The organism is uncultured Tessaracoccus sp. (assembly GCF_947255005.1).
Taxonomy (GTDB): Bacteria; Actinomycetota; Actinomycetes; order Propionibacteriales; family Propionibacteriaceae; genus Arachnia.
Map to the genome: position 1 here is coordinate 12,584 of NZ_CAMYFI010000008.1, position 13,706 is coordinate 26,289.

Annotated in this window: 10 protein-coding genes; 7 read left to right on the forward strand and 3 right to left on the reverse strand. The window is 62.7% G+C overall.

Translation table 11 applies throughout. The features are described 5' to 3' along the window. The first annotated feature begins 63 nt into the window (after positions 1–63). From hflX to Q0X61_RS03115, 4 genes are all read left to right on the forward strand, one after another. A complete protein-coding gene (hflX, locus tag Q0X61_RS03100; RefSeq protein ID WP_297740245.1) occupies positions 64–1,449 on the forward strand; it encodes a GTPase HflX in 1,386 nt (461 codons plus the stop codon). Beyond that, positions 1,442–3,367 carry an ATP-dependent DNA helicase gene (locus tag Q0X61_RS03105; RefSeq protein ID WP_297740247.1) on the forward strand — a complete coding sequence of 642 codons (1,926 nt, stop codon included), beginning with the start codon at positions 1,442–1,444 and terminating at the stop codon, positions 3,365–3,367. Before hflX ends, Q0X61_RS03105 begins: the two co-directional genes overlap by 8 nt. A 67-nt stretch (positions 3,368–3,434) precedes the next feature. Beyond that, a complete protein-coding gene (locus tag Q0X61_RS03110) occupies positions 3,435–4,967 on the forward strand; it encodes a Re/Si-specific NAD(P)(+) transhydrogenase subunit alpha (protein WP_297740249.1) in 1,533 nt (510 codons plus the stop codon). A gap of 2 nt (positions 4,968–4,969) precedes the next feature. Then, complete coding sequence (locus Q0X61_RS03115; protein ID WP_297740251.1) at positions 4,970–6,373, forward strand: NAD(P)(+) transhydrogenase (Re/Si-specific) subunit beta; 1,404 nt, start codon at positions 4,970–4,972, stop codon at positions 6,371–6,373. 12 nt (positions 6,374–6,385) lie between these two features. Here Q0X61_RS03115 and lexA read toward each other — a convergent pair whose 3' ends face one another. Beyond that, positions 6,386–7,111, reverse strand: coding sequence for a transcriptional repressor LexA (gene lexA / locus Q0X61_RS03120; RefSeq protein WP_297740253.1), 726 nt, complete (start codon positions 7,109–7,111; stop codon positions 6,386–6,388). Positions 7,112–7,307: 196 nt separating this feature from the next. Between lexA and Q0X61_RS03125 the strand changes: the two genes are divergently transcribed. The 3 genes from Q0X61_RS03125 to Q0X61_RS03135 all read left to right on the forward strand — a co-directional run bounded on the left by Q0X61_RS03125 (position 7,308) and on the right by Q0X61_RS03135 (position 11,189). Continuing rightward, the gene (locus tag Q0X61_RS03125) at positions 7,308–7,637 is read left to right on the forward strand and encodes a hypothetical protein (RefSeq protein WP_297740255.1); all 330 of its coding nucleotides are present in this window, start codon (positions 7,308–7,310) and stop codon (positions 7,635–7,637) included. Between the two features lie 159 nt (positions 7,638–7,796). Next, positions 7,797–8,321 (forward strand): transcriptional regulator NrdR, encoded by a 525-nt coding sequence (nrdR, locus tag Q0X61_RS03130; protein WP_297740257.1) that lies wholly within the window; start codon positions 7,797–7,799, stop codon positions 8,319–8,321. A gap of 15 nt (positions 8,322–8,336) precedes the next feature. Further along, positions 8,337–11,189 (forward strand): vitamin B12-dependent ribonucleotide reductase, encoded by a 2,853-nt coding sequence (locus Q0X61_RS03135; RefSeq protein ID WP_297740259.1) that lies wholly within the window; start codon positions 8,337–8,339, stop codon positions 11,187–11,189. Between the two features lie 96 nt (positions 11,190–11,285). Here the strand turns inward: Q0X61_RS03135 and Q0X61_RS03140 are convergent, their stop codons facing one another. Continuing rightward, complete coding sequence (locus Q0X61_RS03140; RefSeq protein WP_297740261.1) at positions 11,286–11,729, reverse strand: hypothetical protein; 444 nt, start codon at positions 11,727–11,729, stop codon at positions 11,286–11,288. Next, positions 11,726–13,534 carry an ABC-F family ATP-binding cassette domain-containing protein gene (locus tag Q0X61_RS03145; RefSeq protein WP_297740263.1) on the reverse strand — a complete coding sequence of 603 codons (1,809 nt, stop codon included), beginning with the start codon at positions 13,532–13,534 and terminating at the stop codon, positions 11,726–11,728. The genes Q0X61_RS03140 and Q0X61_RS03145 overlap by 4 nt, the downstream gene beginning before the upstream one ends. Positions 13,535–13,706: the final 172 nt, after the last annotated feature.

The following is a 13,706-nucleotide window of genomic DNA, read 5'->3' on the forward strand; positions in this document are numbered from 1 at the left end:
TTTCCACAGGTTTTTCTGTGCCCGCTTGGAGCTGTCAGTGGTGGCTGAGAGAATATGCCAATCATGACGACCAATGACGATTTCTCCTTCGACGGCGCCCAAGAAGACCTTGCGGATCGCCATGCGCTTCGACGCGTGGCTGGTATGTCCACCGAGCTAGGCGACATCTCCGAGGTCGAGTATCGCCAGCTGCGGCTCGAGCGGGTGGTGCTGGTGAGCGTGTGGACGTCGGGCACGCAAGCCGATGCAGACAACGCCATGGCTGAGCTGAAGCTGCTGAGCGAAACCGCTGGCTCGCAGGTACTCGACGCGCTCGTCCAGCGTCGCTCTACACCTGACCCAGCCACCTACGTCGGCAGCGGCAAGGTGACTGAGATTCGCGAGGTGGTGGAGGCCACTGGTGCAGACACGGTGATCTGCGACGGCGAACTCGAGGCTGCGCAGCTGCGCAATCTGGAAGACCGCATTGGGGTCAAAGTAGTGGACCGCACGGGGTTGATTCTCGACATCTTCGCGCAGCACGCGAAGTCGGCGGAGGGCAAAGCTCAGGTGGAGATGGCACAGCTGGGCTACATGAAGCAGCGTCTGCGCGGTTGGGGCGGCAACTTGTCGCGCCAGGCAGGCGGGCGCGCGGCAGGCGGCGCAGGTATCGGCGGTCGCGGGCCAGGTGAAACCCGCATTGAGACGGATCGTCGGCGTATCGGCGCGCGCATCGCCCAGCTGCGTCGCAAGCTGAACGAGATGGAGCAGCAGCGCGAATCGAAGCGGGCCGAGCGTAAACGTAACGCCGTGCCCAGCGTCGCCATCGTCGGGTACACGAATGCCGGGAAGTCGTCACTGCTCAACCGCATCACTGGCGCCGGCGTGCTCGTCGAGAATGCCCTGTTCGCCACGCTCGACCCCACCACGCGGCGTTCTCAGACCGATGACGGACGTGTGTTCACGCTGACGGACACCGTCGGGTTCGTGCGCCACCTGCCGCATGATCTGGTGGAGGCTTTCCGCTCTACGCTGGAGGAATCTGTCGACGCAGACCTGCTGCTGCACGTCGTTGATGCGTCAGATCCCGCGCCGCAGGGGCAGATTGATGCGGTGCGCACGGTGCTGAGCGAGATCGGTGCGAGTTCGGTGCCCGAACAACTCGTGTTCAACAAAGCTGACCGCGCGGATGCAACCACCCTGATGATGTTGCGTGCAAACTATCCGGAGGCCGTCGTCACGTCGGCACGCACCGGCAGCGGCATCGATGAGCTTCGAGAGGTGATCGCCGAGCGTCTGCCGAAGCCGGAAGTGCCCGTCGACGTGGTAGTGCCGTACTCGCGCGGCGATCTCGTCGACCGAGTCCACAAGGAGGCCCTCATCCACAGCATCGAGCACATCGAGCAGGGCACGCACATCATTGGCCTCGCGAAGCCCGATCTCGCCGACGAGCTGATGCGCCATGGTTAGCTCCCTCGATGTGCTGGAAGCCGCTGTTGCGAGCTTCGGCGGGCAGACGCGCGCCGGGCAACAAGAGATGGTGGAGGCGGTGGGAGCCGCGCTCGAAACTCAGGAACACCTGCTCGTGCAGGCGGGCACGGGTACGGGGAAGTCGCTCGGCTACCTGATTCCCGCACTGCATCGCGTGACCGAGACGGGTGAGCGCATTGTCGTAGCGACGGCCACCCTCGCCCTCCAAGCACAGCTGGCGACGAAGGACATCCCGACGGCGCTTACCGCCATGGAGCGCACCACAGGCGAACGCCCGCGTACCGCCATCCTGAAAGGACGCACCAATTACGCCTGCCTCTACCGGGCGCGCGACGGCGTGCAACCAGACCAGTCGGCGCTACTGGGCTCGGAGACGGTACAGGTGAGCGACACGGGTTCCGAGGTGCTACGGCTGCGCGAGTGGGTGGAGGAGCAGGTGGAATCGGGCGGGCTGGCTGACCGCGACGATGCCCCCGCGCACACCCCGCTCGCGTGGCAGCAGGTCTCTATCCCCACCCGCGAATGCTTAGGCGCTTCGTGCCCGTTCATCGACGAGTGCCGGGTTGAGCTGTCGCGCGAGCAAGCCCGTGAAGCCGACCTGGTGGTCACGAATCACGCGCTCCTGGCCATCAACGCGATGCACGGTGGTACTGCGCTGCCCGAGCACGACGCAGTCATCATCGACGAGGCGCACGAGCTGGTGAGCCGAATCACCAACGCCGCGACCGACGAGCTCACTCCGGGCATCATCGAACGGGCTGCTAAGCGCGCGCTCGATCACGTCAATGACGATCTGGGCGCCGATTTTCTTGAAGTTGCCGACGACTTTCGCGAGGCCCTCGCCAGTGCTGACGTGGGGCGCGTGCTAGATGCCAACCTGGAGATCACGCGCGCCGCGGCGCTGGTTCGCGATGTGGCGCGCAAGGTAGTCTCGGCCATGGGCACGGCGAAGGATGACGCCGAGAAATCTCAGGTGCTGGGCGCAGTGCGTGAGATCTACGACGTCGCCGGCCGCATCGCCGCACTCGCCGACGCCGACGTGGTGTGGGTGGCTGAATCCGAAGTGGTGGGGCGAGCGGTGTTCGTCGCGCCCCTCAACGTGGCTGGCTTGTTGCGGGAACACGTGTTCGGAGAAACGACGACGGTGCTGACGTCGGCGACGCTCTCGCCAGGCGGCAACTTCGACTCGGTTGCGCGTTCGATCGGCTTGATTCCTTCCGATCTGGAGTGGAAAGGCATCGACGTAGGTTCGCCGTTCAACTACGGCACGCAGGGCATCTTGTACGTGGCGAACTCGCTGCCGAAACCCGATCGAGAGGGTATGTCGGAGGCCATGAAGGAACAGATTGCGGAACTTGTCTGGGCAGCAGGCGGGCGAACCCTTGGGCTCTTCGCCTCCCGACGCTCGGCGGAGTACGCTGCTGACTACGTGCGCAAGGCGCTGCCGTCGTTCACCGTGTTGTGCCAAGGCGATGCGCAACTGTCGGAACTCACCCGCCGATTCATTGAAGATCCCGAAACGAGCCTGTTCGGCACCCTCTCGTTGTGGCAAGGAGTTGACGTGCCGGGGGAGACGTGCCAACTGGTCATCATCGAGAAAATCCCCTTTCCCCGCCCCGACGATCCTCTCATGCAAGCTCGGCAGAAGGCGGTGAGCGACGCCGGTGGTAACGGGTTCATGTCGGTGGCCGCCACACATGCGGCGCTTCTCTTGGCCCAGGGTGCCGGGCGTTTGATTCGTCGCTCGACGGATCGCGGTGTGGTCGCCGTGCTCGACTCGCGGCTCGCCACCGCCCGTTATGGCTCATTCCTCTTACGCTCGATGCCAGAGTTTTGGACGACCAACGACGTCGAAGTGGCATCCGATGCATTGCGACGTCTGCGGGGTGCAGCATGAGTGGTTGAAGGTGTGCCAACCCCGCCCCGGTGTCAGCGCGGGGGAGCCCGTCGGTACGGTTAGAACCATGGATATTGGTGTACCGAAGGAACTGGGTGACGCGCGCGTAGCGGCAACACCGAAATCCGTGGAAGGCTTGCGAAAGCTTGGCTACAACGTGCTCGTCGAGTCAGGTGCCGGACAGCTGGCGTCATTCGAGGATCACGCGTATCTCGACGCCGGCGCGTCGATCGTCGACGACGCCTGGCCTTGCGACATCGTCATCGCGGTGAATGCTCCCACGCCGGAACAGATTGGTCAGATGCGCCCAGGCGCGGTGCTGATCACCTTCCTCGGTCCCCGCCAAGACATCGCGCTCACGGAGCAGCTCGCGGCAGCTGGTGTGACAGCGCTGAGCATGGACATGGTGCCGCGTACCTCGCGGGCCCAGGCCCTGGATGCGCTCAGTTCGCTTGCTAACATCTCCGGCTACCGCGCCGTGATCGAAGCGGCGCATGCGTTCGGAAGATTCTTCACCGGGCAGGTGACGGCGGCGGGCAAGGTGCCGCCTGCGAAGGTGCTCGTCGCGGGCACGGGCGTCGCGGGGCTCGCTGCCATCGGCGCCGCCAACTCGCTGGGCGCCATCGTTCGCGCCACCGATGTTCGCCCAGAGACGGCTGAGCAGGTCGAGTCCATGGGAGCTGAGTTCCTGCACGTCGCCGCCGACCAAGGTGTGAGTTCCGATGGGTATGCCAAGGAAGCGAGCGCTGACTACGCCGCGCGTGCTGCAGAACTCTACGCGCGGCAAGCCGCCGAGGTGGACATCATCATCACGACGGCAGCCATTCCGGGCAAGCCTTCGCCGAGACTCATCACTGCCGACATGGTGGCGTCGATGAAGCCAGGCTCAGTCATCGTCGACCTAGCAGCGCTCGGTGGCGGCAACTGTGAACTCACGCGCAAGGGTGAGAGCTACGTCACCGACGGCGGTGTCACCATCATCGGGTACACCGACATGGCATCCCGGCTGCCAGGACAAGCTTCGCAGCTCTACGCGACGAACCTCGTCAATGCGCTGCAGCTCATGACGCCCGGCAAGGATGGCCAGATCGTGATCGACTTCGACGATGAAGTCGTGCGCACCATGACCGTCGCGCGGGACGGGGAAGTCACCTTCCCACCACCGCCCATTCAAGTGTCGGCGGCACCTCAACCCACGGCGCAACCACCCGCCGCGCAACCCGAGACGCCAGCAACTTCGTCGAAACCACCCAAACCGTGGTGGGTGCCCGTCGCGATGGTAGGGCTCGGGTCTGCGGCGATGATCGCCTTGCTCACCATCGCGCCCAGCTCGTTCGTGACTTTGTTCGGAGTGTTCGCGTTGGCGTGCATCGTCGGCTACTACGTCGTCTGGAACGTTACGCATGCGCTGCACACACCGCTGATGAGCGTCACCAACGCGGTGTCCGGCATCATCCTCGTGGGCGCGATGATGCAGCTCGCACACGGCAACGTTGCGGTGAAGATGCTCGCCTTCATCGCAGTGCTCATCGCATCGATCAACGTGTTCGGCGGTTTCACCGTCACCCACCGAATGCTGAACATGTTTAGGAAGGGCTGACGATGTACCTCACGAACTTCATCAATGCCACATTCATCTTCTCCGGCATCATGTTCATCCTCGCGCTGGCGGGGCTGTCGAAACACGAAACGGCCAAGCGCGGCAACGCGTTCGGCGTCATGGGTATGGTGCTCGCGGTCATCGCGACGAACTTTGCGATCGCCTACACCGACATCGTGGGCGAGAACATTCAGTGGCTGTCGGCGGTGGCGCTCTACGCCGCCATTGCGATCGGCGGTTTGATTGGCATTTGGCGTGCCCGCAAGGTCGAGATGACGGGCATGCCTGAGCTCATCGCGTTGCTCCACTCCTTCGTCGGGGCCGCAGCGGTGCTCGTCGGATACAACGTGCACATTCTCGGCGAGAGCGCAGACCTGCTGCACCTGATCGAGGTCTACCTCGGCGTGCTCATTGGTGCCGTGACGCTGACAGGCTCACTCGTGGCATGGGGCAAACTCAACGGCAAGCTCGCGTCCAAGCCGCTCATGCTACCGGGCAGGCACTGGCTGAACCTCATCAATGTGATCGTGATGGTCGCACTGGGATTCTGGTACTGCAACACGCAGTCGTCCATCCCGCTCGTCATCATGACGGTGCTCGCGCTGTTCCTGGGCTTCCATCTGGTGGCGGCTATCGGCGGTGCCGATATGCCTGTCGTGATTTCGATGCTGAACTCGTATTCTGGCTGGGCTGCCGCCGCGTCGGGCTTCATGCTCGACATGTCGATCCTCATCATCACCGGCGCATTGGTGGGCGCATCCGGCGCGATCCTCTCGTACATCATGTGCAAGGCGATGAACCGCTCGTTCACATCGGTGATTCTGGGCGGATTCGGCGATACAGCCCCGGCTGAACAAGGCGAGATGGGAGAGTACGCTACCGCGACGACGGAAGACGTCGTCAGGTTGTTGCAGGACGCGAAGAAGGTGGTGATCGCGCCCGGCTACGGCATGGCGGTCGCACAAGCACAGTACCCCGTGGCAGAGCTCACGCGCCGCTTGCAGGCCAACGGCACGGAGGTGGCATTCGCTATTCACCCGGTTGCGGGCAGGCTGCCTGGGCACATGAACGTGCTGCTCGCGGAAGCCAAGGTGCCCTACGACATCGTGTTCGAGATGGACGAGATCAACGACGACCTCGGCACCGCAGACGTCGTGCTCGTGATCGGTGCCAACGACACGGTCAACCCCGCCGCCAATGAGCCAGGTTCGCCCATCTCGGGCATGCCCGTTCTGAAGGTGTGGGAAGCCAAGCACGTCGTGGTGTTCAAACGCTCCATGAGCGCGGGCTATGCCGGAGTGCAGAACCCCCTGTTCTTTAGGGAGAACTCGCTGATGTACTTCGGCGACGCGAAGCAATCGACCAACAACCTCGTTGCTGAGCTCCCCGCCCCTGCGAACGTGTAAAGAAGCCTGGAGCTACACGCGGCGCATGACCGCGACGATTTTGCCCATGACGGTGGCGTGGTTGCCGTCAATGGGCGAGTATCGTTCGTTGTGCGGGAGTAGCCACACCTGGTTGCCGTCGCGTTTGAAGGTTTTCACGGTGGCTTCGTCGTCGAGCAGTGCCGCGACGATGTCGCCGTTGACTGCCGTGGGCTGGCGACGAACCACCACCCAGTCGCCCTCGCAGATGGCGGCGTCGATCATGGAGTCGCCCTTCACCTCGAGCATGAAGAACTCACCGTGCCCGACGAGCTGTTCGGGTAGGGCGAAGATGTCTTCGATGTGCTGTTCCGCCAGGATTGGTCCGCCGGCAGCGATGCGCCCAACGAGTGGTGCAGATACGGCGCCGGGGGTGTCGATGGGCTCCGCCGCGGCGGCAGCGGTCTCGGGCTCGCCAGTGAGGGGATCCATCACCATCATGGCCCGGGTGCGGTTCGGATCGCGGCGGAGGTAGCCTGCCTTCTCGAGAGCCTTCAGCTGGTAGGTGACACTCGACGGCGAGGAAAGCCCAGCTTGCTCCGCCATCTCTCGCACGCTCGGGGGATACCCATGGCGGTTGATGGACTCCCGGATGATACCCAGGAGCTTCGACGCACGTGGGGTGAGGCCGGGTTCAACTGGCCCCCCAGCGCCGAACTCCGCTTCGATGTCGGCTCGCGAGGGGCGTCCGCTGCCACGTGGTTTCTTCGGGGTCGTCATGCTACATACCCTACACATGTTCGAAAATGATGGCAGCTTTGCGGGTGCGTGTCGGCCGTTTGGCAGTTTTGTCAGAGGTCTTTGGTGAAGTTCCCAGTGTCGAGGTAATGCAATCTATCGAACAGATGTTGCATACCCCGCATGGATGCGCTACCATCTAATCGAACAAACGTTTGACACCATGTAAGGAGTCGCTATGACCACCGCAACGAAGAGCGCCTTCTCCCGTCGCTCGTACGCGCTGGCTGGGCGTCCAGCTCTCCACACTCCTGCGCTGCATCCCCGACGTGTCGGCCACGGGTTCGTTCGTCAACCTGTGGCATCGTGCGTCGTTGAGCGCTCGGTGGTTCGCCCGGCTGGCATGCTGGCACCGAAGCTGGGTCTACGCATCAAGTCGCTCGCCATTGGGCTCATTGCCATCGCGGGCAGTGTTGTGGGGGTCGCGGGTTATGTCTCTGCGGTTGCAGACGTGCACGCCGCGCCGGATGCTTCGGATGCGGCCGCTTGGGCGCACGTCGAGCCGTGAAACACCCCGCGCGTCGGTGTTGACCTTCTATTAGTGGCTGCGTACCGTACGCCCTATATCTAGTAGTTACACCAACGTCATTCCTCAAGGGCTTGTGTTTTTTGGGGTTGTCGGGTGTAATTGGCTCGGTCGCTCGATCACACTGGAAAGGTCCTCGAAGTGCACTGCCCGTTCTGCCGTAATGCTGACACCCGAGTGTCAGATTCACGTGCCACGGAGGACGGTTCCGCAATTCGTCGACGTCGCGTCTGCGTCGCATGTGACAGGAAGTTCACCACGCTGGAGCAGGTGGTCCTGACAGTGGTGAAGCGTTCCGGGGTGGTCGAGCCATTTAGCCGTGAGAAAGTCATCAAAGGGGTGTCCAAGGCTTGCCAAGGTCGGCCCGTCACCCCCGATCAACTCGCGGCACTCGGGCAAGAAGTGGAAGAGAATCTTCGCTCTGCCGGAGTCGCTGAGATTCCCGCAGACCAGGTAGGGGTGGCCATCCTTGGCCCGTTGGCGCGGCTCGACTCCGTGGCCTACCTGCGGTTCGCGTCCGTATACAAGAATTTCGAATCCGTCGACGATTTTGTGCGCGAGATCGACGACATGAACCATGTCGGGTCTGATCAGCTGAAGGACTCGGCACCAGGTAGCTCCGGAAGAAGAAGCCGGAGCACGATGCAAGAACCACTCATCGGCTAATTGGGAGAATAAGAGATGACGGCGAACGCCACCAAAGGCGCCAGCGGGCGTACAGCAGGCAAAGCACGCGCGACGAAGAAGGCGCCCAGCGGCCTCACGATTGAGCGAGTTTTCACGACGGAGGGCGTGCATCCCTACGACGAGCAAGAGTGGGAGCTGCGCGACGTCGTGCAGACCAACTGGAAGACGGGCGAGACTGTCTTCGAACAGCATGGCGTCGAATTCCCCAAAGCGTGGAGCATCAACGCCTCCACCATCGTCACTACCAAGTACTTCCGCGGAGCCGTAGGCACCGCGCAGCGGGAAGCTAGCCTCAAGACGCTGATCGACCGCGTCGTCGGCAAGTACGTCGAAGCCGGTCGCGAATTCGGCTACTTCGCTACTGAAGACGATGCCAAGATCTTCAAAGAAGAGCTCACCTGGATGCTGCTGAACCAGGTCTTCGCGTTCAACTCTCCTGTATGGTTCAACGTCGGCACCTCATCGCCGCAGCAGGTTAGCGCCTGCTTCATCCTCTCCGTCGACGACTCCATGGAGTCCATCCTCAACTGGTACAAGGAAGAGGGATTCATCTTCAAGGGAGGCTCCGGCGCTGGCCTCAACCTTTCCCGCATCCGCTCCTCGAAGGAGCTGCTGAGCTCCGGCGGCACCGCGTCCGGCCCGGTGTCCTTCATGCGCGGTGCAGACGCATCCGCCGGCACCATCAAGTCAGGCGGCGCTACCCGTCGGGCGGCGAAGATGGTGGTGCTCGACGTCGACCACCCCGACATCGAGGAGTTCGTCGAGACGAAGGCCCGCGAGGAAGACAAGATCCGCGCGCTACGTGATGCGGGCTTCGACATGGACCTCGGTGGCAGGGACATCACGTCGGTGCAGTACCAAAACGCCAATAACTCGGTGCGCGTCAACGATGAGTTCATGCGGGCAGTCGAAACCGGGGGCAAGTTTGGTCTCAAGGCTCGTCACACTGGTGAAGTCATCGAAGAAGTGGATGCCAAGGAGCTGTTCGAGAAGATCGCCAAGGCGGCGTGGGAGTGCGCTGACCCGGGCATTCAGTACGACGACACCATTAACGCCTGGCACACGAACCCAGTCACTGGCCGCATCACAGCGTCCAACCCCTGCTCGGAGTACATGAGCCTGGACAACAGCTCCTGCAACCTCGCATCGCTGAACCTGCTGAAGTTTCTGAACGCCGACGGCACGTTCGACGTTGAGCGCTTCGTGAAGGCGGTGGAGCTCATCTTCACCGCCATGGATATCTCCATCTGCTTCGCGGATTTCCCGACGCAGGCCATTGGTGAGACGACGCGCAACTTCCGCCAGCTCGGCATCGGTTACGCCAACCTTGGCGCGTTGCTCATGGCCACAGGTAAGGGCTACGACACCGAGGGTGGCCGCTCAACGGCCGCTGCCATCACGTCGCTGATGACCGCCGCGTCATACCGACGTTCCGCAGAGCTCGCCGCAGTGGTTGGCCCGTATGCTGGGTATGCCGAGAATGCCGACGCGCACCAGCAGGTCATGCGTAAGCACCAGGCTGCCAACGAGAGCTTCAAGCCGTTGCCGGAAGATCAAGGCATTCACGCCGCAGCGTCGCGCGAATGGGCAAAGGTTATTGAACTCGGCGCGGCCGATGGTTTCCGCAACGCGCAGGCCTCGCTGCTGGCTCCCACCGGCACCATCGGTTTCATGATGGACTGCGACACCACTGGCATCGAGCCTGACTTCTCCCTGGTGAAGTTCAAGAAGCTCGTCGGCGGCGGATCCATGCAGATCGTGAACCAGACCATCCCGAGGGCGCTGCAGAAGTTCGGCTACGACGAGACGCAGATCACCGAGATCGTCGACTTCATCTCCGAACGCGGTCACGTCGTCGGCGCCCCGCACTTGGAGGAGCGTCACTACGAGGTGTTCGACACCGCGATGGGGCAACGCTCCATCAAGCCTATGGGTCACGTGCGCATGATGGCCGCGGTCCAGCCCTTCCTCTCCGGTGCCATCTCTAAGACGGTAAACCTCCCCGAGTCGGCCACCGTCGAAGACATCGCCGACGTGTACATGCAGGGCTGGAAGCTGGGGCTCAAGGCGCTGGCTGTGTACCGTGACAACTGCAAGGTGGGCCAGCCGCTCTCCGACGGCAAGAAGCAGAGCGAATCCGCCAAGGTGGTGGAAGAGAAGATCGTTGAAAAGGTGGTGTACCGCCCGAAGCGTGAACGCCTGCCGAAGTCGCGAATGTCGCGCACCACCAGCTTCTCCGTGAGCGGTGCCGAAGGCTACATGACGTCGTCGTCGTACGATGATGGCCGCCTGGGTGAGGTGTTCCTCCGCTTGGGTAAGCAGGGCTCGACGCTCTCCGGCGTGATGGATGCGTTCTCGATCGCGGTATCCATCGGTCTGCAGTACGGCGTGCCACTGGAGAGTTTCGTGCAGAAGTTCACCAACTTGAAATTCGAGCCCGCAGGCATGACCGACGACCAGGACATCCGCATCGCGCAGTCCATCATGGACTACATCTTCCGTCGTCTCGCGCTCGATTACCTCGACTTCGACGACCGCTCCGAGCTGGGCATCTACACCGCGGCTGAGCGTGCCCGGTATGTCCAAACCGGCGAATACGTTTCGGAAGAGGATGAGTCCTCACTGCCCGAGTACGAGCAGCTGCGCAACGACGACGCCGACAACTTCGACGTCGACGGTGCACGCCAGCCGTCGCTCATCGACGCCCACACGACAGCGGAACTGCTGGAGAACATGACGGGCCACGCCATCGACGCGCCGCTGTGCATGACCTGCGGCACCAAGATGCGTCCGTCGGGTTCCTGCTACGCCTGTGAAGGTTGCGGCGCCACCAGCGGCTGCAGCTAACGTGTGGACGCAGGGGCGTTGCGTGGGGTATGTGCCTCGCTCAACGCCCCTTGCGTCTCTCTGGTGCTGTTGCTCACAGTGATCGGTAGTGCCAGATCAAAGGTCGAGTTCACGACGATGAACCCAGTCGGGGATGGTGCGTTCACGGGAGTACTGCTCGAACAGGGGCGCTGCTTGCTCGGCGGTCCAGACTTCTTCTGGATGGATCATGCTCTGCCCCTGGCCCCAGACGACCCGCTCGGTCTCTTCGCCAGTGAGCGGCGCCCGGCCGAGCACCCAGTGGTTGTAGGACCCGTCATCGTGGGTGACGCGGAGCTCAACCGTCATTCGTTCGGCAGCGCCGGCGCACTGAAGGTAGTGCGAAAGCCAGGTGGGGGCCTCGAACTCAGCGTCGGCGGGGTAATGCCACAAGCAGTATGCGAAGTTACTCTTGGCGTCGAGCGACTGGAGAGGGCGCTCGTAGCCGACACTCTCTTCGAGCCTTGCGGGTTGATCGGTGTCGCCGTTCCACGTGACGGCTGGTTTGAGGACGGTGGTCATTGGTGGTGTCCCTTCGTCTGATTTGTCAGACCCGCACCGCAGACAACGCCCTCGTGATGAGGATGTGTGCACTGCGACGGCGCGGGGCTCTCATCGAATGCTAATTCGTGGAACGGCCGCTGGTCCCTCTCCAGCTCGAGCCGCTCACCGGTCCAGGATCGTCGCAGCCACCGGTCGTGGCTCGCCACGACTACGGCGCCAGGATAGCTGGGCAGCTGTTCCTCGATCACGGTGGTCAACGTCAGAGAGAAGTGGTTGGTGGGTTCGTCGAGAATCAATAGATCAGGTGCGCTGGCCAGCACCATGGCCAGCGCCAGGCGGCGTTGTTGCCCGGTGCTCAGATGCCCGACTGTGCGTGACAAGTCTCGGGGTGCTACGAGTCCAAAGCTGGTGAGCGGAACCTCCTCGGCCAGTTCGACTCCGAGCGTGTCGATGTAGAGCTGTTCCACTGTGGGCGCAGGGTTGAGCGCCACCTCCTGGGGCAATATCCCGACGGTTGCAGAGCGGGATCTGGATATGGTGCCGGTATCTGGTTGTAGCGTTTCTGTGAGGAGCGCAAGCAGGGTGGACTTTCCTGCGCCGTTGGGCCCTGTGACGAGCCAGCGGTCCTGCCTGCCGATGGTGAGCGAGGTAGGGGAGAGCCGATGAGTGACCCCGGCCCCAGAGAGAGCGACGAGTACGGGCGGGGCACTGCGCGTGCCGCGCCGGCCCACATCGAGGCCCTGGAACTCGAGTTCACGTGGTGGCCTTCGGATTTGCTCTCTCCTGAGCTCTTCGAACCGACGCGTGAAGTCATTCACCCGTCGAGCAACCACGGTCGCGTTTCGATCGGCGTAGAACTTTTTCGCCATTCTGACCTCGCTTCGGGAAGCTGCGCCTTCGTGACCGACGGTGTGACTGTCGCGGGCTGCCCGAGCTAGAGTCTTGAGTTCAGTCTGTTCGGCTTCGTACTGCTGCTGCCAGCGTTCACGTTGCGATGCTCTTGCAAGGAAGTACTCGCTGAACGTACCGGTGTATCGCGTAACGCCGATGCCAGTGGTTGGGCCGTCGACGGCAACCTCGCTCACCAGGGAATGAGGCTGAGGTGCCGGGTCGAGGTCCACGATGCCGTTGGCGGTGGCGTCCATGAACGCGCGATCGTGGCTGGCGAACAGCACGGGCCCGGGCCAGTCGAGCAGCGATTGGGTGAGGAAATCGATGCCAGCGTCGTCGAGATGATTGGTGGGCTCGTCGAGTAGGAGCGTGTCTGGTCGGCTCAGCAGCAGCCAGGCGAGCTGCAGTCGAGCACGTTGCCCGCCGGATAGCTCGCCCGCACGACGGCTGCCGCTCAGCCCCGACAGGCCGACGCCGTCGAGCACGATCTGGGCTCGGTGTTCTAGGTTCCACACGTCGTGTCGGGTGGCCATCACTAGGGCGTGGTCGTAGCGTTCCGCAGCGGAAGCCTCGTCGCCCTCCAAAGCAGCAGTGGCGGCGTCGAACTCCTTCAGGATGGCTCTGGGTGCAGACAGTGCTTGCGCGATCACGTCGTCGACGGTGTCTGTCAGCGTGAAGGGAGGTTCCTGCCACAATAGGCCGATGCGTCCGGGAACCTCCAGGGAACCGGTATCGGGCTGTTCGGCTCCAGCAACAATGCGGAGCAATGTGGATTTGCCCGCGCCGTTTTCGCCGATGAGGGCTATACGTTCGCCTTGGCTGACGCTCAGATTGATGTCGGTGAGCACCCGTCGGTCCGGGTACGACTTAGAGAGTCCGTCCAGGCGCAGATGCGCTCCGGGTTGCAAAGGGGCGGTGAAAGTAGTGGGCATGCGGAAACCTCGTACGTTGGGTGGGCAATAACGACAGGTTTCACAGCCACATGAGATTCAGGCTACCAGGAATTGCACAATCGCCGACTTTCGGATGGAAGCCCAACATGAAGCGCATAGTCATAAGCAAGTTGGCCTAGCATGGGCAGTGAGCTGCGCATGCCGCTCAACC